Below are 21,174 nucleotides of genomic sequence, written 5' to 3'. Positions count from 1 at the left end.
CCGCGTTCGTGTCTAGCCTTAATCCATGGCACAGACATGGATGTCGGCACAATGAACCTTCACTCCCATACGCCTTCGCTCATGGTCATCGACGCCCGCGGGTTGTCGGTACGACACGTTCGTTTCTGCCGCGCCGAAGAGCTAGCGGCTGCCGAAATCCGGCTCGTCAGGCAGGTCTTCGACCTTCCCGGTCGGCGGGTGTCCAGCTTCGATTCCCGACTCGACATTCCCCATACCTCCACGATTACTGCCCTTTCCAGCGCCGCGTTGCTCACCGAGAGCGTCGATGCGGGCTGGCGATTGAGCCTGTGGGGCGAATCGGGACAGGTGCTGGAGACATGGGACAGCCGGGGCAGCCGATCCTCCATCAGCCACGACGCCCTGTTACGGCCGGTGGCGGTCGTTGAGCAATTGGAGGGCCAAGCGGCCGGGACGGTGGAGCGCTTCACGTATGGTGATGCTTCGAACCAATCCGCTGCTCTTAACCAATGCGGGCAACTGTTGCGAAGGGATGACCCTGCCGCAAGTACCGCATTTCTGGCATTCGGTCTGACGGGTGCGTGTTTACGTCAACGGCGGCGCTTTCTATTGGAACTCGATCAACCGGACTGGCCAGATGCGCTCTCGGAGCGTGATGCATGGCTTGAGGTTGAAGGTCATGTGTCGTCGAGTGTTGTCGGTCCATTGGGCGACGTGATTGAAAGCTGCGACGCTCAAGGGCATCGGCAATTGAGGGATTTCGGACTCAGCGGGCAGCTCAAACGCGTCAGTGTGAAACTGGCCACCGCTGAGTCGACGCAGACGCTGGTCAGTGATATTCACTACAACGCATTGGGCGCTGCGGAACAGGAAGCCGCGGGCAACGGCGTCATCAGCACGGCCGTCTACGACGAGGGAAGCGGGCGTTTGCTCAGGCTTCTGGCGCAGTCTGCCGAGCGGACATTTCAGGACCTGAATTACACCTACGATCCGGTTGGCAACGTGGTGAGCATCGAAGACGCCGCGCAATCGACCGGGCATTTCAGCCAGCAGCGCACGGACCCGATCAATCGCTATCGATACGACAGCCTGTATCAACTGATCGAAGCCACGGGGCGAGAAGTCGCTGCGTTCAGTCATGGACCGCACCTGCCTTCATTTCAGACGTTGCCCCTGGATGCCGGTTGCCTGATCAATTACACCCAGCGCTTTGACTACGACCCGGGCGGCAACCTGATTGCCCGTCATCACAGCGGGACCGACACGTGGCGCATGGCAACGTCGACGACCAGCAATCGCAGCGTGCCTCAGCGTGCGGACGGTTCGCTTCCCGGTGATGAGCAGATTGCTGCCGGATTTGATGGCAACGGCAATCTCATCGAACTCCAGCCCGGTCAAATTATGCACTGGGACGCGCGGAACCAGCTCAGCGATATCACGTCGGTGGTTCGGGACGACGGCCCGAACGATGGCGAGCTTTATCGTTACGACGGTGACGGCCAGCGTGTGCGAAAAGTGCGTTTTGCACAGACCCGCAGCCTTACCCTGACAGGTGACGTTCGTTATTTGCCAGGCCTGGAAATCCATCGTAATGACGCCACCGCAGAAGTCAGGCACGTGCTGACGGTCGAGGCAGGACGTTGCACCGTGCGCATGTTGCGCTGGGACTCGGGCAAGCCGGATGAGGTGGTTAACGACCAACTGCGCTACAACATTAGCGATCATCTTGGCTCAGCCACGCTGGAACTCGATGACGCCGCACACCTCATCAGTCATGAAGGCTATTACCCGTACGGCGGCACCGCATGGTGGGTAGGACGCAGTGCCGTGGAGGCCAAATACAAAGTCGTGCGGTATTCAGGGAAAGAGCGGGATGCGACAGGGCTTTATTATTATGGACTGCGGTATTACGCGCCGTGGTTGCAGCGGTGGGTCAGTCCGGATCCAGCGGGGAATGTGGACGGGCTGAATCTTTATCGCATGGTTGCTGACAACCCGATTAGCTGTTCTGACTTTCAGGGGTTAATCACTATTCCTGCCGACATATTCGTCAGCGACATCATGAGCATTGAAGCCCGATCAATCAGTACTGGCTGGTTTGAGGAACTGCAATGGGACACAGAGAGTAGGCAGTTTCACGCCAGGGACGAAGTCTACGGTCGAGGGATGACCGTTTACAAAGAGGAACGCCCCAGATGGGAATTGTCCGAAGACGGCAGCGCGATTGCCTTTTTCCGAGACGCTGAGCAGCGACTGCGCCTGTTTACCAATACTTACCAGCAACACATGGGAATTCAGCCAGCTATGGGGCTGCCGCTGGTTGCTGGCGTTCTTCGCATGGAAGACGGGCAGTTGATCGCCGACAACCATTCCGGTCATTACAAACCCCCAGCGAATATTGATGTTCAGGCGTTGTTTGAGGAGTTCGCTCCAGGCTCGACCGTGCAGTATCGACCGATTTCCGAACCGAGAGATTTCAGCTCAATCCCACGGTTGAGCGAATTACAGTCACCTGAAGACTACGCCGATGCCATTGAGCGCTTTAAAATCCCGGACAAGCAACCGCTTATCTCTTTTTTAAAAGATCAAAGGGTTTGGGAGCCATTAACGGAAGCATCAACGCTCACTTTCGGGTTGAAGATATTGAAGCGGATTGATTCAACCGGCGAAGGCCATGCCGAAGCGGCGAACGCACTGACCCGCCAAGAGATGCTTTCAGCGTCCAAGCCGCCTGCAGTTCGGGAGGGCAGAAAACCGATCGCCAGACCTGCAACGCCCGTCGCAGTGCCTTCGAACGTCAGGGCAAACGGATCGTCCCGCAGCGGTTGGCGCAGTGCGTTGTCAAGCCTGTCTGGAAAGGCGAGTTCATTCCTCAATCGAAGATGAACCTTCATCCCTGCGCCCAAGTGGAGGTGGCAGAAGCAGCGCAATGGATGATCAGCCAATCGGTCAGGCAGTGCGCACGCGACCGTGTGCGCACCGCAGCGACGTCAGAAAAACACTTTCACCAGCAAACTCGCGGTGTTCTGGTCGGTGTCGAAGTAACGGGTGTCGTTGATCCCGTACTTGTTGGTCCAGTAGTCATACTCGATACCCACGTACAACTGTCTTTCCGGCAGGTTCATCGCTTTGCCCAGGTCGTACTTGATCTGCGGGTTGAAGTGCAGGTTGGAGTGGTAGTCGCCTTTGGTGTTGGACTGCTTGTTGTCCACGACCCAGTCCATGAAACCGTCGATCAGGATGTCGGACTTGCCCACGGGAATGGTGTAGGACCAGACCGGGGTGATCTGCCAGGCGCCGTAGCCGGCACGATGACCGTCGTTATAACGCTTGTAGAAGTTCAGCTGGAAGTAGTCGAAGCCCGGGATGTTCAGGTCAAAGCCCGGACCGATGAGGTAGGACTCGACATCGCCTTCGCCGAACTCGTAAGTGCCTGCCAGCAGCACGTCCTTGATTGGACCCAGCTCGAATTTCTGATCGAAGATCTTGCCCAGGGACAGGCGAGGGGAGAACTCACCGTACAGGGTGTTATTGCCCACACCCGCATCTTTCTTGCCGTTGTAGAAGATGTTATCGACGAACAGGAAGTTGTCGCCGTATTTCCAGCCATCAGCATGTTCAAAGGTAAAGGTTTGCTGAATTTCCGGGTTCACGGCGAAGTCTTTGCCGTAAAGGTACGTCAGGCTGTTGCTCTGCCACTGCAGCAGATCGCCGGACATGGCCGGAGCGGCGGCAAGCAGGCTACCTGCGGCCATCAGGCTGGAAAGCGTACGGTTCATGCGGTTACTCCCTAAGGTTGAAAGTCGTTGTTGCCCATGGTTGACGCTCTGTCCAGGCGCCTTTTTTTTGCTGATTAAGTTGTCTAATTGGTCAGCTTTGTGTTGATAGCAAGAGCTGAGCCAACACCCTGAAAAAAGACAAAAAAGTCTCGTCGGCTGTTTAGAAAACAGTCGATTCGCGGATTTCTTCGTGCCTTTTCGAGTGTGTTGAGACTGATCGGTAATCTGTCCGACCAGTCAGGATAAAGTCAGCGGTCGTTCCGGGCTGATTTCGAGCGGCGGCGGAGGATACTGACTCGCGCAGCCGTCCTCAAGTGCTCTGCGACAGAGCACCCGAGTCGAAAACAGGGCAGTGGGTTTAGTGCGAGTGTGCCGGCCCGGCCATGGCTGCGCGTTCGGCACCGCCTAACACGTTGAACAGCAGGTTCAACAGCACTGCGCTCAGGGTCGCCATCGCGATGCCGCTGTGGGTGATCGGGCCCATCCAGTGAGGCAACTGGCTGAAAAACTCAGGCCGTACCACCGGGATCAGGCCCATGCCGATGCTCACCGCGACCAGCAACTGGTTGCGGCGATCAGAGATATCGGCTTCCTGAAGGATCTTGATACCCGTCGCCGCCACCATGCCAAACATCGCGATGGCCGCGCCGCCCAGGACTGCAGGCGGAATCGACGCCACAAGGTACGCCGCTTTGGGCAGCAGGCTGAGGAGGATCAGGAAACCACCGGCGACGATGGTCACCGAGCGGCAACGCACGCCGGTCATCTGCACCAGGCCGATGTTTTGAGCGAACGAGGAGTGGGTGAAGGTGTTGAGGAAACCGGCGAGGAACGAGGCTGCGGCATCGCATAGCAAGCCGCGACGCAGCATGCCGGGTGTGACTTCGCGATCGGTGATCTTGCCCAGCGCCAGAAACATCCCGGTGGACTCGACGAAAATGATCACCACCACCAGGCACATCGAGAGGATCGGTGCGAGGCTGAACTGCGGCATGCCGAAGTGCAGCGGCGTGACCACTTTCACCCAGTCGGCCTGGGCCAGCCCGCTGAGGTCGACCATGCCGATGAAGCCGGAAAGGATGTAGCCCAGGCCCATGCCGATCAGCACCGAAATGTTGACCCAGAAACCGCGCATGAAGCGATTGATCAGCAGGATGGTCAGCAGCACGAGAGCAGCGACGCCCAGATAAAGCGGGTCGCCGAAGCTGACCGCTTTGTTGCCGCCGCCCGCCCAGTTCACCGCGACGGGAAACAGCGACAAACCGATCGAGGTGATGACGGTGCCGGTGACGAGCGGTGGAAAGAAGCGGACGATTTTCGACATGAACGGCGCGATCAGCATGCCGAAGAACCCGGCCGCGATGGTTGCGCCGAAGATACCCGGCAAGCCCACGCCCGGCATGCCTGCCATGGCGACCATGCTGCCGACGGCGGCGAAGCTGGCGCCCATCATGATCGGCATGCGAATGCCCAGTGGGCCGATGCCCAGCGACTGCACCACGGTGGCGATGCCGGCGACGAGCAGGTCAGCGTTGATCAAAAAGGCGATTTCTTCACGGGAGAGGCCAGCGGCCTGGCCGATGATCAGCGGCACCGCCACGGCACCCCCGTACATCAACAGGACGTGTTGCAGGCCCACCAGAATCAGTTGCATCAGTGGCAGGGGCTGTCGTGGTGGCGCAGCAGGGATGCGCGCGTGAGTTGACTCGGACATGCAACACCTCATTTGTTCTTATTTTTTGAGTACGCCCGTTGCGGCTGGGCGGTGAAACGTTGGTTGAGCACATTCTCTGTAGGAGCGAGGCTTGTCCCGCGATCGGCGACGAAGTCGTCGTAACGGCAGCGATGCGGTTTTTCAGATACACCGCGTTCACCGAATTCACGACTGCTTCGCAGCCGATCGCGGGACAAGCCACGCTCCTACACTGGGCGCGTGGCTCGGCCGCTTAATTCGTCTGCGCCCCCTTATCAATCCACTGCCCAAGCAGGTCGCGTTCCTGTTGAGTCATCTGGGTGATGTTGCCCAGCGGCATGATCTGCGCGGTCACGGCCTGGGCCTGGATGCGCGGCGCCAGTTGCTGGATCTGTTGCGGGGTGTCGAACATGATCCCGGCCGGTGCGCTGCTGAACAGCGGGCTGGTCGGTTTGGCCGAGTGGCAGACCGCGCAGCGCTCCTGAATTACGCTGTGCACCTTGTCGAAATCCACACCACCGCCGTTGCTGGCCTGTGCAGGCGCTGCGGCCGGAGCAGGGGCAGGCGCGACTTCCGGTTTGGGTTCATCGGCACGGTGACCGCCAATCGCCGTGGCAGGCAGCGGCTGGTATTCGATCCTGGCGACCTCCGGACCACGCGGCATTTGCGCAGGGCCCGTCACGTAAGCCAGGCAGATCATGCCCAATGCGCCGACCGGCAAGGCCCAAGCAAATTTGTGGCTGTTGTGACGGGTGTTGAAGTAGTGACGCACCAGCACCGCACACACCGCGATCGCCGCCAGAATCAGCCAGTTGTACTGACTGCCGTAGGTGCTCGGGAAGTGGTTGCTGATCATGATGAACAGCACCGGCAAAGTGAAATAGTTGTTGTGACGCGAACGCAGCAGGCCTTTGGCTGGCAGCATCGGGTCCGGCGTGCGGTTCTCTGCAATGGCCGCGACCAGCGCGCGCTGCGCCGGCATGATGATGCGGAACACGTTGCCGACCATGATGGTGCCGATGATCGCGCCGGTGTGCAGGTACGCACCTCGACCGCTGAACACCTGGCTGAAGCCGTAGCACGCGCCGATGACCAGCACGAACAGCACCAGACCCAACAGGCCGGGACGCTTGCCCAGTGGCGAGTCGCAGAGCAGGTCATAGATGAACCAGCTGGCAATCAACGCACCGACGCCGATGGCGATGCCTTCGCCGCCGCTCAGCGTGCTGCCGGGGGCCAGCAGGTAAAGGGTAGGGTTGGAATAGAACACGATGCACAGCAGCACGATGCCCGACATCCAGGTCCAGTAGGCTTCCCATTTGAACCAGTGCAGGTTGTCCGGCATGGTCGGCGGGGCCAGCTTGTATTTTTCCAGGTGGTAGATACCGCCACCGTGGATCGCCCACAGATCCCCCGAAAGCCCGTCGCGCGGGTTGGCGCGGTTGAGGTTGTTCTCCAGCCAGACGAAGTAAAAGGACGCGCCGATCCAGGCGATCCCGACGATCATGTGAATCCAGCGCACGCCCAGATTCAGCCATTCCATCAGATGTGCAGCCACAGTCTTTACCGTTAGTCTTCCGCCACTTAACGAGCGGTCAGACCCTCATTATTTTTGGGGATCGAGAATCATCTTCTGACTCTCTTCGAAGAAATGCTCATCGCAGTTATTGCCACTGCCACTGCGATCAACCACCAGGAAGTCATCCCGCTTTTCGATCGTCAGCACCGGGTGGTGCCAGACGCCGCGATGGTAATTAACACCCTGCCTGCCATTGGAAATGAAGGCGCGGGTCAACTCTGGCTCAGGTACATCGCCAAATGGCGCGACCACGACCAGAAAAGGGTTGCCTAGCAGCGGAATGAAAGCCTGGCTGCCCAGCGGATGGCGCTCCAGCATGCTGACGGTCAATGGCATGTCCTGCGCGTCGGCGCGGAAGATGCTGATGATCGCCTGGTCGTCCGGGGTGGCCGTTTCCACGGTCGCCAGACGATGAAAGCGCATGGTCGAGCCGTTGTTGATCATGAAATGATCGCTGCCATCGGTTTCGATGACATCACCGAAAGGGGCGAAGGCTTCTTTGGTCAACGGCTCGATAGTCAGTGTGCGCATGCGGGTTCTTCTTTCTCGAAATTCGTAAATGAAAACACAGCAATTTTTGTCTTTACGCGATCTTCTGTAGGAGCGCGGCTTGTCCCGCGATCGGCGACGCAGTCGTCGTAAATCCGAGAGATGCGGTCGGTCTGATACACCGAATTTGCCGGTATCACTGCCGCTTCGCGACAGATCGCGGGACAAGCCACGCTCCTACAGACTCAGCATTACTTCGCGACCTTACCCAACACGCGCAACCGGCTCACACCGCCGTCCGGGAAAACGTTCAGGCGGATGTGGGTGATCGGGCCCAGGCTTTTGATCTGCTCGACGAAGCTATGCTCGGCGTGCATTTCCAGCTTCTGGCTCGGCAGCAGTTCGCGCCAGAACAGGCTCTGGGTCTCGATCTGGCTGTCGGTGCCACCTTTGACGTAGGCGCCCTGAATCGAGCAGCTGTCCGGGTAGTTGCCTTTGAAGTGCAGGGTGTCGACGACAATCTGCTCGACTTCACCGGCATGACCCAGGGCCACGATGACCCAGTCGTTACCAGGCGTGCGACGACGTGCCGTTTCCCAGCCGTCGCCCATGTTCACGCCACGGCCCGGGTTGAGGATGTTGCTCATGCGGCCGAAGTGCTCGTCGGAGCAGGCCAGTGCGCGACCACCATTGAGCGCCGCGGCCAGATCGACCTGTTCGTTGTCGCCCACGGCAGACCAGTCGCGGTGCGGCACGCCGTACACGCGCAGACGCGCCACGCCGCCGTCCGGGTAGATGTTGAACCGCAGGTGGCTGTAGGCCTTGGTGTCGCTGATTTCGTGGTAGTGATGGCTGTCGCCTTTGAGCTCCACGGCGGGCAGCACTTCGGTCCACTCGGTGCTTTCGTCTGGCTCGCCCGAGGCCAGGAAGCAGGCTTCCAGCGAGGCCGATGGCGGGTAGTTACCGGTGAAGTACGAGGTGTCGATGTCCACACCTTTGATCGAACCGGCCACGCCCAGGCGAATCACCGCGCTGTCATAACCTTCGAAGCGCTTGCGGCGCGATTCCCAGCCGTCCATCCACTTGCCGTTGTCATCGAACACGCCTTCTTTCCATACGGCCGGGGTCGGCTGGAACAGGCGGTTGGCATCGGCGAACCAGTCGTCGGTGACGGAAATGATTTTGGTGCCCAGACGGGCGTCGGCAAGATTGACGAATTTTTCGAAGGGTACGGCGTAAGCTTTCATTATTGTCTGCCTCTGGTAGTGGGCGTGGGGATGGTCACGGCTCAAAGGGTCTGCAAACGGAACATCGCGATCTTGTTGATTTCGGCCAGCGCGCACGCGAACTCGACGTCGGGCGAGTTGTGAATGCGCGTCTCGAACGCCGCGAGGATCTGATGCCGGTTGCTGCCTTTTACCGCCATGATGAAGGGGAACGCGAACGTGGCCTTGTAGGCGTCGTTCAGCTCGGTGAAGCGTGCGAACTCTTCAGCCGTGCATTGGTGGATACCGGCGCCAGCCTGTTCATTTGTGCTGGCTTCGGTCAGTTGGCCTTGCACGGCGGCTTTGCCGGCAAGATCCGGGTGAGCGTTGATCAGTGCCAGTTGCGTGGCGCGATCGGCGCTCAACAGGATATCGCTCATACGTGCATGCAGGACGTCGATGTCATCGATGTCGCTGTCGTGCCCCAGGTCATAGGCTTTCTCGGCGACCCAAGGGGAATGCTCGTAGATGTCGGCGAAGGCTTTTACAAAGTCTTCACGGCTCAAGGAAGAGGGTGTCAGGGTCTGGAAACGGCTCATTTTGCGTCTCCCTTGAAGGGATGGACGTCATGCCAATGGCGAGCGATTTCGACGCGACGGGCAAACCACACCTGCTCATGGCCTTTGACGTATTCAAGGAAACGCTGCAGCGAAGCGAGGCGGGCAGGGCGGCCGATCAGGCGGCAGTGCAGACCGATCGACAGCATTTTCGGCGCGTCGGCGCCTTCGGCGTACAGCACGTCGAAGGCGTCCTTCAGGTAATCGAAAAAGTCGTCACCCTTGTTGAAGCCTTGCACCTGGGTGAAGCGCATGTCGTTGGTGTCCAGCGTGTAGGGAATCACCAGGTGAGGTTTGCCGGTCGGGTTGTTGGGTTCCCAGTAGGGCAGGTCGTCGTCGTAGGTGTCGCAGTCATAAAGAAAACTGCCTTCTTCCATCACCAGCCGACGGGTGTTGGGGCCGGTGCGACCGGTGTACCAGCCCAGCGGGCGTTCGCCGGTGAGCTCGGTGAGGATGCGGATCGCTTCGAGCATGTGCTCGCGTTCCTGCGCCTCGTCCATGTTCTGATAGTCGATCCAGCGGTAACCGTGGCTGCAGATCTCGTGACCGGCTTCAACCATCGCGCGGATGACGTCCGGGTGGCGCTGCGCGGCCATGGCCACGGCGAAGATCGTCAACGGGATGTCGAATTGCTTGAACAGCTTGAGGATGCGCCACACACCGGCACGGCTGCCGTATTCGTACAGCGACTCCATGCTCATGTTGCGCTGGCCTTGCAGCGGTTGCGCCGCGACCATTTCGGACAGGAACGCTTCGGATTCCTTGTCGCCGTGCAGAATGTTGCGCTCGCCGCCTTCCTCGTAGTTGAGTACGAACGACAGCGCGATCCGGGCATTGCCTGGCCAGTGTGGGTGGGGCGGGTTACTGCCGTAACCGATCAGGTCGCGTGGATAGTCGGCGCTCACTGCAATCTTCCTTATCTACGTGTTGTCTGTGGCAGGGCCTTCGTTGAATCATCAGGCCGCCGCTGCGATGGGTAGATTGTATACAACTTTATTTCGGATTTGTAAGCCTGTTTTTTCGCTTTTTCTGTGCCGTACGTCACTGCAAGAAACTTGCCTGAGTGGTCAGGATCCGTGGAAAAACCCTAATAATTTCCGAGATGCCCGTGAATTCGGGCGTGTCGGTAGTCGAGCGGCGCTCGCGTCATAAAATCTGATTTTTATTGTGTACAATATTTTTGAAAAGTGTCTTAATCGGTCATCGGTCGCACCCGAAGGATTGCCATCACGGCACCAAATGGGTGCGGCTCCTCGACATCCAACCACCAATGAGGCACTGACACGCCATGGGACGACTGACCACACACGTACTGGACGCCGCGCACGGCTGCCCCGGCAGCGGAATCCGGATTGCCCTGTACAGGGTCGAAGGCGAGCGCCTCGAGAAAGTCGCCGAAGCGCTGACCAACAGCGACGGCCGCTGCGACGCCCCCTTGTTACAGGGCGATGATTACCGTTCAGGTGTCTACCAGCTGCAATTCAGCGCGGGGGACTACTACCGCGACAAAGGCGTCAAGCTGGGTGATCAAGCCTTTCTGGATGAAGTCGTGCTGCGCTTCGGCATCGATGCCGCTCAGGACCACTACCATGTGCCTCTGCTGATTTCGCCTTACAGCTATTCGACCTATCGCGGCAGCTAGCCATCCCGTTTCACCCGCTTCATTGCTTTGCCCCTGTTCCTCTTGCCCGCCCCACACTGCGGGCTTTTTTTCGTCTGGTGAAAACGGTGCTGACGCTTCATGACTGTAGGAGCGTGGCTTGTCCCGCGATCGGCTGCGCAGCAGTCGTAAACTCATATGCATTGGCAATATCTGATAGGCGCATTCACATGTTTTACGACGACTGCGTCGCCGATCGCGGGACAAGCCACGCTCCTACAAGGGCGAGGCGTGTGCGGCATCAATGACTGATCAACGCCGCCGTCCCCGCCGTACCAAACAGCCCGGCGCTGATACGGTTGAACCAGCTCTGACCCTTGCCGGTGCGCAGGTAACGCGCCGCGCTCTGGGCGCTGAGGCCGTAGAACAGCTTGCAGGCCAGGTCGAGCAGGGTCCAGGTGATGATCATCGTGAGCAGTTGGCCGAGGAAGGGTTGGTCGGCCTTGAGGAACTGCGGCAGAAAAGCGGCGAAGAACAGAATGTCTTTGGGGTTACTGCCGCCGAGTACGAAGGCGCGCCAGAACAGTGAGCCGAACCCTGGATGACTGATCGCGCCAGGCACGTCGGCGCCTGTTGCGGGCTGGCGTGATTGTTTCCAGCTTTGCCAGGCCAGATAGAACAGGTACAGCCCGCCGACGATCTTCAGCGCGCTGAACCCCTGTTCCGACGCCATCAGCAAGGCGCCCAAGCCCAGCGCCGACGCACTGAGCAGGCAGATCGAGGCGCAGACCCCGCCGAGAAACGCCGGGTAAGAACGCAGCAGGCCATAGTTGAGGCTGTTGCCAATCATCAGCAGCGACAGCGGTCCCGGGATCAGAATCACCACCAGCGCAGCGCCGCTGAACAGCAGCCAGGTTTCCAGGGTCATGCGGGTTTCTCCTTGTTGAACATCAGAAAAGCAAAAACGCCTTTCGGCGTTGATGTAGAACCCTTGTAGGAGCGCGCTTGCCCGCGATTGCGTTCTTTCCGTCACCAGATCCCTGGCTGAGATGACGCATCGCCGGCAAGCGCGCTCCTACATTTGGGTATTCATACGGGCTTACAAAAACACAAACTTGGCAATGAAGATCGCACACAGCGCCCAAAGGCTCACTGAAATCTCTTTGTGTCGCCCGGTGCAGGCTTTCAGCACCACGTAGGTGATGAAGCCCAGCGCAATCCCGTCAGCGACCGAGAACGTCAGCGGCATCATGATCGCGGTCACGATGGCGGGGATCGCGTCGGTCGCCTCGTCCCATTCGATGTGCGCCATGCCGCCCATCATCAACATCGCCACGTAGATCAATGCCCCTGCGGTCGCATAAGCGGGAATCATGCCAGCCAGCGGCGCGAAGAACATCGCCGCGACGAACAAGACACCGACCGTCACCGCGGTCAGGCCAGTACGACCACCGGCGGCCACACCCGAAGCACTTTCCACATAGCTGGTGACCGGCGGCACACCGACCATCGCGCCGAACACGCTTGAGGCGCTGTCGGCCTTGAGGGCGCGGGACAGGTTCTCGATGCGGCCGTCGTCATTGACCAGACCTGCGCGCTGGGCCACGCCCATCAACGTGCCTGCGGTGTCGAACATGTGCACGAAGAGGAAGGCCAGGACCACGCTGATCATGCTGACGTTGAAAACGCCTGCGACGTCCATCGCCATCCAGGTCGGCGCCAGGCTCGGCGGGGTCGAAAAGATGCCGTTGTAATGCACCAGCCCCAGGCCCCAGCCCGCCAGCGTCACGGTAATGATGCTGATCAGGATCGCACCGAACACGCGGTGATAACTGAGCACGGCAATCATCAGGAAGCAGATGGCGGCCAGCAACGGGCCAGGCTCACGCAGCGAACCCAGCTTGATCAATGTTGCAGGGCTGTCGACCACGATGCCCGCAGTCTTCAGGCCGATCAGCCCGAGGAACAGGCCGACACCGGCGCCCATGGCAAAGCGCAGGCTCACCGGGATGCTGTTGAGCAGCCATTCACGAATGCGCGACAGGGTCAGGACCATGAAGATCAGCCCCGAGATGAACACCGCGCCCAGCGCCGTTTGCCAGCTGTAGCCCATGGTGCCGACCACGGTGTAGGTAAAGAATGCGTTCAGGCCCATGCCTGGCGCCAGGCCGACGGGCCAGTTGGCGTAAAGGCCCATCAACAGGCAACCCAGCGCGGCAGCGATGCAGGTGGCCACGAAGGCAGCACCATGATCGATACCGGCGTCGGCCATGATGTTCGGGTTGACGAAGATGATGTAAGCCATGGTGATGAAGGTCGTCAGCCCCGCCAGCAGCTCGGTTTTGACCGTCGTGCCATGCAGGCTCAACTTGAAGATGCGTTCAAGCAGACCGGTGCGAGGCGGCATGCTTTTGAGATCGGTGGCTTCAAGTTGAGTGGCATCCAGCGGCGCGGCTTCGGTTTTGCGACTTTCCACAGTGAATTCCTCGGAACGTTTTTGTTGTTTTTTTCAGAGCCGGTAACTGCTCCGTGAGGCGACTTGACCTGTCAGTGTGATTTGTTGACTGAAAGGTCAGAAACGTGCACGAGCGAATTATGCTTTTGTATACAAAAATTGCAAATAATGTTTTTGGTTTTGTCGTGAGTATTTTCGGGATTGTGTGCATAACGGCTTGATGAGCAGAAGCGTGTTCAGACTTTGCACACTGTGTACAATGCGCCATTACTTTTACTGTGACTTTTGGGCGATATCTGCTATTGATTTGCTCATTACCGATCACGGTCACGGCCCCGCGCCGGATTCAGTTCTTACGAGTGCCCATGAACGATCAGCTGCAACCCCTCAAGAAACAACCGCGCGCCGCCAAGGCTGGCCGCAGCGGCACCCAGGACGACATCGTCTACGCGCACATCTTCGAGGCCATCCTCGAGCAGCGGCTGGCGCCCGGCACCAAGCTGAGCGAAGAAGCGCTGGGCGAGATCTTCGGGGTCAGCCGCACCATCATCCGTCGTGCCTTGTCGCGCCTGGCCCATGAAGGGGTGGTGTTGTTGCGTCCGAACCGTGGCGCGGTGGTTGCGAGCCCAAGCGTTGAAGAAGCGCGCCAGGTGTTCTTCGCTCGCCGCATGGTCGAGAAGGCGATCACGGAACTCGCCGTCGAGCACGCGACGGCCGAGCAGCTCACTGAACTGCGCAAGATGGTCAGTGACGAGCGCGACAGTTTTTCCAGGGGCGATCGCGGGGCGGGCATTCGTCTGTCCGGCGAGTTTCACCTGAAACTGGCAGAGGCGGCGAAGAATGCGCCGCTGATCAGCTTCCAGCGCAGCCTGGTGTCCCAGACATCGCTGATCATCGCCCAGTACGAAAGCGGCAACCGCTCGCACTGTTCCTACGATGAGCACACCCAACTGATCGACGCCATCGAAGCCCGCGACGCGGCGCTGGCGGTGAACCTGATGATGCACCACATGGACCACATCGACAGCAAGCTCAACCTCGACGAAGAAAGCGCGTCGGACGACCTGCACGCGGTGTTCTCGCACCTGATGCTGCCGAAGAAGAAAGCGGGGCGCAGCACGTCGGTTTGATGGAGTTTGATCGTTCCCACGCTCCGCGTGGGAATGCATCCCTGGACGCTCCGCGTCCAAAGTCGACGCAGAGCGCCGAGAAAGGCGCTACCACGCAGAGCGTGGGAGCGATCAGAAAGGGCGCGCTCATGACACCAGGCTTCGAGCCTCAGCGCTTATGCACCAAAACCCCCGCCGAATACGTCTCGCTGACCGTCCTGTCATCCCCCAGCGTCATCAGCACGAACAACTTCTCTTCAATACTGGTCGCCTGTTTCATGCGATAGGACAGCAGCGGCGTGGCGTTGAAGTCCAGCACCACGAAGTCGGCCTCGGTGCCTTCATGCAGGTTGCCGATCTTGTCTTCCAGACGCAGCGCTCGCGCACCGCCGAGCGTCGCCAGGTACAGCGACTTGAACGGGCTCAGCTTGGCGCCTTGCAGTTGCATCACCTTATACGCCTCGTTCAGCGTCTGCAGGATCGAGAAGCTGGTGCCGCCGCCAACGTCGGTGCCCAGGCCGACATTGACCTTGTGCCGCTCGGCCATCGGCAAGTTGAACAGCCCGCTGCCGAGGAAAAAGTTGGACGTGGGGCAGAAGGCGATGGCCGAGCCGGTTTGCGCCAGGCGCTCGCATTCCTGATCACACAGATGCACCCCATGCGCAAACACCGACCGCTCGCCCAATAGTTTGAAATGGTCGTAGACGTCCAGGTAGTTCTTGCGCTCCGGAAACAACGCTTTAACCCATTCGACTTCCTTCAGGTTTTCACTGATGTGGGTCTGCATGTACAGGTCCGGGTACTCGGTCAGCAGTTGGCCCGCAAGGGTGAGCTGCTCCGGTGTACTGGTCGGCGCAAAGCGCGGCGTGACGGCGTAATGCAAGCGACCCTTGCCGTGCCAGCGCTCGATCAGCGCCTTGCTGTCGACGTAACTGGACTCGGCGGTGTCCACCAGATAATCCGGGGCATTGCGGTCCATCATCACCTTGCCGGCGATCATGCGCAGGTTGAGCTTCTCGGCGGCGGTGAAGAATGCGTCCACCGATTCCTTGTGACGGCTGCCGAACACCAGCGCAGTGGTGGTGCCGTTGCGCAGCAGTTCCTTGATGAAAATATCGGACACTTCAGCAGCGTGGCCAGGGTCGGCAAACTGCCGCTCGACCGGGAAGACGTAGGTGTTGAGCCAGTCCAGCAACTGTTCGCCGTACGAGCCGACCATGCCGGTCTGCGGCAGATGGATGTGGGTGTCGATGAAGCCGGCGGTGATCAGCGCGTCCGTGTAGGTCACCACTTCGACGTCGCTGGCGAGGCTGCCAAGGAGGTCTCGGGTGTGGCCGACGGCCGTGATTTTGCCGTTCTCGACCACCATCAGGCCGTCTTCGAAATACTCGTAGGAGGCTTCGACGACTACCTCGGCAGGGTCGGCGATGCTGTGGACGATGGCGGCGCGGTAAGCTTTCTTTTCAATAGTCATGTTCAGGATTCGTTCGTCTTAATTCATTGAGCCTGACTGCGGCGCGAGACCGGCAGCAGCTTGGCAACAGGTTCGGCGTTTGAGCGTTGCTCACCGCTCTCCATGCCGAAGCAGGCGTTGTAGGTGGCGATCACTTCTGCGGCGACCGAGACCGCAATCTCTATCGGCAGCTTGCCCTTCACCTCGGCCAGGCCCATCGGGCAGCGCATGCGCTGAACCAGGGCCGGATCGAAGCCGCGATCACGCAAACGGTGTTCGAATTTCGCGCGTTTGGTTTTCGAGCCAATCAGGCCGAACCAAGTGAAGTCACCGCGCTTGAGAATCGCGGCGGTGAGCTCCAGGTCCAGTTGATGGTTGTGGGTCATGACGATGCAGTAACTGCCGGCGGGCAGATTGTCCACTTCATCGACGACCTCCTCGCTGACGATTTTGGTCACGCCTTCAGGCAGGTGCGCCGGAAATTCGGCGTCCCGCGAGTCGATCCAGCGCACGCGACACGGCAGGCTGGCGAGCAGCGGCACCAGCGCGCGGCCGACATGGCCTGCACCGAAGACCGCGATCTGTGCGTGCGGCTGGCCCATCGGTTCGAACAGCAAGACGTTCACGCCGCCACAGCACTGACCCAGGCTGGCGCCCAGGCTGAAGCGCTCCAGCCGCGTTTGCTGGCTGCCGCTGTCGAGCATTTCACGGGCAATCGCCATGGCCTTGTATTCCAGATGGCCGCCGCCGATGGTGTCGTAGATCCGCTCGGCGCTGACCACCATCTTCGAGCCCGCATTGCGCGGCGTTGAGCCACGCTCCTCGATGATGGTCACCAGCACGCAGGCTTCACCTTGGGTTTGCAACTCGGCGAGGGCGCTGATCCAGTTGTTCATGTGTTTCTCCTGATCACCTGTGTGGCAGATCAAAAATTCTGGTTGTCCTTTCGGGCGTCATCGCGAGCAAGCTCACGCCTACAAGGGACCGTGTTCCTACTGTAGGAGTGAGCTTGCTCGCGATAGGGCGGTGCGGACACCCCAACAATCCCGGCAAACTACGTCGGTCCTTCTGGCCAATCGCGAATGAATTCGCTCCCACAGGTTTACCGCGTACCTCCTGTGGGAGCGGATTCATCCGCGATGGCGTCGGTCCAGACGACAGTCTGTTAAACCGGCGAAACCGTCAGCTCATGGGCCACGCCTTCCGCTTCCGGCGCTGCGGCCTTCAACTGGCGCATCTGCTCACACCCCCACAGCACTCGCTCCGGTGTTGCCGGTGCGTCGATCTTCGGCTGGTGCCGGTAATCGCCCAGGCTCGCCACCGCATCCTTGATCGCACACCACGCCGCGATCCCCAGCATGAACGGCGGTTCACCCACGGCCTTGGAGTGGAACACCGTGTCTTCGGGGTTCTTGCGGTTCTCCACCAGTTTTACGCGCAAGTCGGCTGGCATGTCTGCCACCGCCGGGATCTTGTAGCCGGCCGGACCGTTGGTCATCAGCTTGCCTTTGGCGTTCCACACCAGTTCTTCGGTGGTCAACCAGCCCATGCCTTGAATGTAGCCGCCCTCGACCTGACCGATGTCGATCGCCGGGTTCAGCGAGGCGCCGACGTCATGCAGGATGTCGGTGCGCAGCATTTTGTACTCGCCGGTCAGTGTGTCGACGATCACCTCGGTGCACGCCGCGCCAAAAGCGAAGTAGTAGAACGGCCGGCCGCGTGCCTGACTGCGGTCGTAGTAGATCTTCGGCGTTTTGTAATAGCCGGTGCTCGACAGCGACACCTGCCCCATCCATGCCTGCTGCGCCAGGGTGTCGAAGCTGATCACCTGCTCGCCGACGCGCACGTGGCCGTTGCGGAACTCGACCTGCGACGCTTCGCACTGATAGTGTTTTGCCGCGAACTCGATCAGCCGTTGCTTGATGGTTTCGGCTGCATTCTGTGCCGCCTTGCCGTTCAGGTCCGCGCCGCTGGACGCTGCGGTGGGCGAGGTGTTCGGCACTTTGTCCGTGTTGGTCGCAGTGATCTGCACGCGGTCAATGCTGACCTGAAACACTTCCGCCACGACCTGCGCGACCTTGGTGTTCAAGCCTTGGCCCATCTCGGTACCGCCATGGTTCAGGTGAATGCTCCCATCGGTGTAAATGTGGATCAGCGCACCGGCCTGATTGAGGAAGCTGGCGGTAAAGGAAATACCGAACTTCACCGGGGTCAGCGCCAGGCCTTTCTTGAGGATCGGGCTGTTGGCGTTGTAGGCCATGATCGCCTTGCGACGCTCCGCGTACTGACTGCTTTCTTCCAGTTCGGCGGTCATCTCTTCAAGCATGTTGTGCTCGACGGTCTGATAGTAGTGCGTGACGTTGCGCTCGGTCTTGCCGTAGTAGTTGGCCTTGCGCACGGCCAGCGGATCCTTGCCCAGATGCCGGGCAATCGCGTCCATCACTTCTTCGATGGCGACCATGCCCTGCGGGCCGCCGAAGCCGCGGTAGGCCGTATTGGAAGCAGTGTTGGTCTTGCAGCGATGGCCGTTGATGGTGGCATCGCCCAGGTAGTACGAGTTGTCGGCGTGGAACATCGCCCGGTCGACGATCGAGGCCGACAGGTCAGGGGAGCAGCCGCAATTGCCCGCCAGTTCCAGCTGAATCCCGTGCAGACGGCCGTCGTTGTCGAAGCCCACGTCGTACTCGACGTAGAAGGGGTGGCGCTTGCCGGTCATCATCATGTCTTCGACGCGCGGCAGGCGCATCTTGGTCGGCTGACCGGTGAGCCGCGCCACCACGGCGCAAAGGCAGGCAGGGCTCGCCGCCTGTGTTTCTTTGCCACCGAAACCGCCGCCCATGCGACGCATGTCCACGACCACCTTGTTCATCGACACGTCGAGCACTTCGGCGACGAGCTTCTGTACTTCGGTCGGGTTTTGCGTGGAGCAGTAAACGATCATGCCGCCATCTTCGGTCGGCATCACCGAGGAGATTTGCGTCTCCAGGTAGAAGTGTTCCTGGCCGCCAATGTGCAGCGTGCCTTGAATGCGGTTCGGCGCGGTTTCCAGCGCCCCGGCTGAATCGCCGCGTTGATGGGTGTGGCTGTCGAGCACGAAATGCTTCTTGCGGTAAGCCTCGACCACGTCGAGCACCGGCTCCAGATCCTCGTATTCGATGATCGCGGCCATCGCTGCTTTGCGCGCGGTTTCGTGGTCGCGCGCCGCCACGGCAATCACCGGTTGACCGACGAACTCGACGGTGTCGATGGCCAGCAGCGGGTCGCCGGGCAGCAACGGGCCGATGTCTTTCAGGCCGGGAATGTCTTCGTGAGTAATGGCGATGCGCACGCCTTCGAAGTCGTAGCACGGCGAGACGTCAACGCTGACGATTCGCGCGTGCGCCCGGTCGGACATCCGCGCATAGACGTGCAGCTGATTGGGAAACTCCAGCCGGTCATCGATGTAGATCGCTTCGCCCGACACGTGCTTGTCGGCGCTGTCGTGCTTGACGCTGCGGCCAACGCCGGTGGTGAGGTCCTGCTGGAACAGGGCGACCAGTTCTTCTTGAGTCTTTTGGGGCGCGTGATTAGACATATGCAGTCACCCGAGTCTCGATGTGTGGCGTTTGCAGCTCGATGAAGTATTTGCGCAGCAGGTTCTGCGCGCTCAGCAGGCGGTATTCCTTGGTGGCGCGGAAATCCGAGAGCGGCGTGAAGTCTTTTTCCAGCGCAGCACAGGCGCGCTCGACGGTGGCCGACGTCCAGGGCTGACCGATCAACGCCTGTTCGCAGTTCGCGGCACGCTTGGGAATCGCCGCCATGCCGCCGAATGCCGCGCGGGCGTCGACGATGGCGCCGTTCTCGACCTGCAGGCGAAAGGCTGCGCAGACGGCCGAGATGTCGTCATCCAGACGTTTGGACACTTTATAGGCGCGGAAGGCCTGTTTGGCATTGGCCTTGGGCACGATGATCTTCTCGATGAACTCGCTTTCCTGACGTGCGGTCACGCGGTAATCGATGAAGTAATCTTCCAGCGCCAGGGTGCGAGACGTGTCGCCTTTGCGCAGGACGATCTTCGCGCCCAGTGCGATCAGCAGGGGAGGCGAGTCGCCAATTGGCGAGGCATTGCCGATATTACCGCCCAACGTGCCCTGATTGCGGATCTGCAACGATGCAAAACGGTGCAGCAGTTCGCCGAAATCCGGGTATTGGCTGCTCAGCGCTTCGTAGCAATCGGTCAGTGCGGTGGCGGCGCCGATCTCGATACGGTCGTCGAAGTGTTCGATCTTCTTCATCTCGGCGACGTTGCCGACGTAGATCATCACCGGTAATGGACGATGGAACTGCGTGACTTCCAGCGCCAGGTCGGTGCCGCCGGCCAGCAAGCGTGCCTGAGGGTACGAATCGTAGAGGTCGGCGAGGTCCGCGACGGTCAGCGGCACCAGGCAGCGTTTGTCGCCGCTGTTCAGCTCGGCGGTTTCCTGCGGTTTGATGGCTTTCAGGCGGGCGATGGTCTGCGCCTGGCGGGTGTCGAACTGGTCGGGCTGACGCTGGCTGCAGCTCTGTTCGGCGGCGGCCAGAATCGGGCGATAGCCGGTGCAGCGACAGAGGTTCCCGGCCAGGGCTTCATGGGCCTGAGCGTGTTTGGCCTGAGTCGAGTCCGCCTCATTGCTGTTCTTCTGCAAGGCAAACAGCGACATCACGAACCCCGGTGTACAGAAGCCGCATTGCGAACCGTGGCACTCGACCATGGCCTTTTGCACGCTGTGCAGTTCGCCCTGGTGCTTGAGGTCTTCGACGCTGATCAGCTGTTTGCCATGCAGCGATGCCACGAAGGTCAGGCACGAATTGAGACTGCGATAGCTCAGGTGATCCTGACCGTCGTCATCGGTGTTCAGCTCGCCCACCACCACGGTGCAGGCGCCGCAGTCGCCGCTGGCGCAGCCTTCCTTGGTGCCGGATTTGTGCAAATGCTCACGCAGATAGTTGAGCACCGTCATGTTGGGGTCCAGAGCATGCTCGGTTTTCAGCTCTTGGTTCAGCAAAAACTGGATCACGGGTCGCGCCTCGTCTTCTTGTAATGGATAGCGATCTTGGAAAGGTATAACGGAATCTGTGATTGAACCTGCCGATGAATCTATCAGTTCTGACTATTGGGTCAATTAAATTCTGACCTTTAAGTCAAGAAAACGGTTTTTCCGGTGACTGGCCGATTAACGGCAACATGCCCTTGCAAT

General features: G+C 59.8%; 16 protein-coding genes. 3 read left to right on the top strand and 13 right to left on the bottom strand.

Annotated features, from left to right (window positions below):
* The first annotated feature begins 51 nt into the window (after nt 1–51).
* Nucleotides 52–2,865, top strand: coding sequence for an RHS repeat domain-containing protein (locus tag AB4N84_RS01135; RefSeq protein WP_460044901.1), 2,814 nt, complete (start codon nt 52–54; stop codon nt 2,863–2,865).
* A gap of 104 nt (nt 2,866–2,969) precedes the next feature.
* Here the strand turns inward: AB4N84_RS01135 and AB4N84_RS01130 are convergent, their stop codons facing one another.
* The 7 genes from AB4N84_RS01130 to puuE form a co-directional block, all read right to left on the bottom strand.
* The gene (locus AB4N84_RS01130) at nt 2,970–3,758 is read right to left on the bottom strand and encodes an outer membrane protein OmpK (RefSeq protein WP_074754438.1); all 789 of its coding nucleotides are present in this window, start codon (nt 3,756–3,758) and stop codon (nt 2,970–2,972) included.
* 358 nt (nt 3,759–4,116) lie between these two features.
* Nucleotides 4,117–5,472 (bottom strand): nucleobase:cation symporter-2 family protein, encoded by a 1,356-nt coding sequence (locus AB4N84_RS01125; RefSeq protein WP_460044900.1) that lies wholly within the window; start codon nt 5,470–5,472, stop codon nt 4,117–4,119.
* 232 nt (nt 5,473–5,704) lie between these two features.
* On the bottom strand, nt 5,705–7,009 hold the full coding sequence (locus tag AB4N84_RS01120) for a urate hydroxylase PuuD (RefSeq protein ID WP_460044898.1): 1,305 nt from the start codon (nt 7,007–7,009) through the stop codon (nt 5,705–5,707).
* A gap of 48 nt (nt 7,010–7,057) precedes the next feature.
* On the bottom strand, nt 7,058–7,561 hold the full coding sequence (locus AB4N84_RS01115) for an ureidoglycolate lyase (protein ID WP_460044896.1): 504 nt from the start codon (nt 7,559–7,561) through the stop codon (nt 7,058–7,060).
* Between the two features lie 209 nt (nt 7,562–7,770).
* Nucleotides 7,771–8,766 carry an allantoicase gene (gene alc / locus AB4N84_RS01110; RefSeq protein WP_074754431.1) on the bottom strand — a complete coding sequence of 332 codons (996 nt, stop codon included), beginning with the start codon at nt 8,764–8,766 and terminating at the stop codon, nt 7,771–7,773.
* Nucleotides 8,767–8,807: 41 nt separating this feature from the next.
* Nucleotides 8,808–9,323: a 2-oxo-4-hydroxy-4-carboxy-5-ureidoimidazoline decarboxylase gene (gene uraD / locus AB4N84_RS01105; protein ID WP_460044895.1), complete on the bottom strand. Its 516-nt coding sequence runs from the start codon at nt 9,321–9,323 to the stop codon at nt 8,808–8,810.
* Nucleotides 9,320–10,246: an allantoinase PuuE gene (gene puuE / locus AB4N84_RS01100; RefSeq protein WP_460044894.1), complete on the bottom strand. Its 927-nt coding sequence runs from the start codon at nt 10,244–10,246 to the stop codon at nt 9,320–9,322. The genes uraD and puuE overlap by 4 nt, the downstream gene beginning before the upstream one ends.
* 383 nt (nt 10,247–10,629) lie before the next feature.
* Between puuE and uraH the strand changes: the two genes are divergently transcribed.
* Complete coding sequence (gene uraH / locus AB4N84_RS01095) at nt 10,630–10,983, top strand: hydroxyisourate hydrolase (protein ID WP_460044893.1); 354 nt, start codon at nt 10,630–10,632, stop codon at nt 10,981–10,983.
* Between the two features lie 259 nt (nt 10,984–11,242).
* On the opposite strand, the gene AB4N84_RS01090 is transcribed toward uraH, so the two are convergent.
* Both AB4N84_RS01090 and AB4N84_RS01085 read right to left on the bottom strand, forming a co-directional pair.
* Nucleotides 11,243–11,869: a LysE family translocator gene (locus tag AB4N84_RS01090; RefSeq protein WP_460044891.1), complete on the bottom strand. Its 627-nt coding sequence runs from the start codon at nt 11,867–11,869 to the stop codon at nt 11,243–11,245.
* A 171-nt stretch (nt 11,870–12,040) separates the two neighbouring features.
* Nucleotides 12,041–13,348, bottom strand: coding sequence for an NCS2 family permease (locus AB4N84_RS01085; RefSeq protein ID WP_143024422.1), 1,308 nt, complete (start codon nt 13,346–13,348; stop codon nt 12,041–12,043).
* A gap of 413 nt (nt 13,349–13,761) precedes the next feature.
* Between AB4N84_RS01085 and AB4N84_RS01080 the strand changes: the two genes are divergently transcribed.
* Nucleotides 13,762–14,526: a GntR family transcriptional regulator gene (locus AB4N84_RS01080; RefSeq protein ID WP_460044890.1), complete on the top strand. Its 765-nt coding sequence runs from the start codon at nt 13,762–13,764 to the stop codon at nt 14,524–14,526.
* A 148-nt stretch (nt 14,527–14,674) separates the two neighbouring features.
* Here the strand turns inward: AB4N84_RS01080 and guaD are convergent, their stop codons facing one another.
* From guaD to xdhA, 4 genes are all read right to left on the bottom strand, one after another.
* Complete coding sequence (guaD, locus tag AB4N84_RS01075; RefSeq protein ID WP_460044889.1) at nt 14,675–15,979, bottom strand: guanine deaminase; 1,305 nt, start codon at nt 15,977–15,979, stop codon at nt 14,675–14,677.
* A 23-nt stretch (nt 15,980–16,002) separates the two neighbouring features.
* Entirely contained in the window at nt 16,003–16,854 is an 852-nt protein-coding gene (gene xdhC, locus AB4N84_RS01070; protein ID WP_460044888.1) for a xanthine dehydrogenase accessory protein XdhC, read from the bottom strand.
* Nucleotides 16,855–17,123: 269 nt separating this feature from the next.
* Nucleotides 17,124–19,532: a xanthine dehydrogenase molybdopterin binding subunit gene (xdhB, locus tag AB4N84_RS01065; protein ID WP_074754412.1), complete on the bottom strand. Its 2,409-nt coding sequence runs from the start codon at nt 19,530–19,532 to the stop codon at nt 17,124–17,126.
* Nucleotides 19,525–20,994, bottom strand: coding sequence for a xanthine dehydrogenase small subunit (gene xdhA / locus AB4N84_RS01060; protein WP_460044886.1), 1,470 nt, complete (start codon nt 20,992–20,994; stop codon nt 19,525–19,527). Before xdhA ends, xdhB begins: the two co-directional genes overlap by 8 nt.
* Nucleotides 20,995–21,174 lie beyond the last annotated feature (180 nt).

The sequence above is a fragment of the Pseudomonas sp. S2_H01 genome (assembly GCF_054668305.1).
Note: the sequence above shows the minus strand (reverse complement) of the source record. Positions and strands in the feature narration are given on the sequence as shown.

Coding starts and splice junctions, on each gene's coding strand:
- xdhC (WP_460044888.1), bottom strand. CDS start 16,854: ATGAACAACTGGATCAGCGCCCTCGCCGAGTTGCAAACCCAAGGTGAA.
- xdhB (WP_074754412.1), bottom strand. CDS start 19,532: ATGTCTAATCACGCGCCCCAAAAGACTCAAGAAGAACTGGTCGCCCTG.
- AB4N84_RS01125 (WP_460044900.1), bottom strand. CDS start 5,472: ATGTCCGAGTCAACTCACGCGCGCATCCCTGCTGCGCCACCACGACAG.
- AB4N84_RS01085 (WP_143024422.1), bottom strand. CDS start 13,348: ATGCCGCCTCGCACCGGTCTGCTTGAACGCATCTTCAAGTTGAGCCTG.
- AB4N84_RS01080 (WP_460044890.1), top strand. CDS start 13,762: ATGAACGATCAGCTGCAACCCCTCAAGAAACAACCGCGCGCCGCCAAG.
- AB4N84_RS01090 (WP_460044891.1), bottom strand. CDS start 11,869: ATGACCCTGGAAACCTGGCTGCTGTTCAGCGGCGCTGCGCTGGTGGTG.
- guaD (WP_460044889.1), bottom strand. CDS start 15,979: ATGACTATTGAAAAGAAAGCTTACCGCGCCGCCATCGTCCACAGCATC.
- AB4N84_RS01135 (WP_460044901.1), top strand. CDS start 52: ATGAACCTTCACTCCCATACGCCTTCGCTCATGGTCATCGACGCCCGC.
- uraH (WP_460044893.1), top strand. CDS start 10,630: ATGGGACGACTGACCACACACGTACTGGACGCCGCGCACGGCTGCCCC.
- AB4N84_RS01130 (WP_074754438.1), bottom strand. CDS start 3,758: ATGAACCGTACGCTTTCCAGCCTGATGGCCGCAGGTAGCCTGCTTGCC.
- uraD (WP_460044895.1), bottom strand. CDS start 9,323: ATGAGCCGTTTCCAGACCCTGACACCCTCTTCCTTGAGCCGTGAAGAC.
- AB4N84_RS01115 (WP_460044896.1), bottom strand. CDS start 7,561: ATGCGCACACTGACTATCGAGCCGTTGACCAAAGAAGCCTTCGCCCCT.
- alc (WP_074754431.1), bottom strand. CDS start 8,766: ATGAAAGCTTACGCCGTACCCTTCGAAAAATTCGTCAATCTTGCCGAC.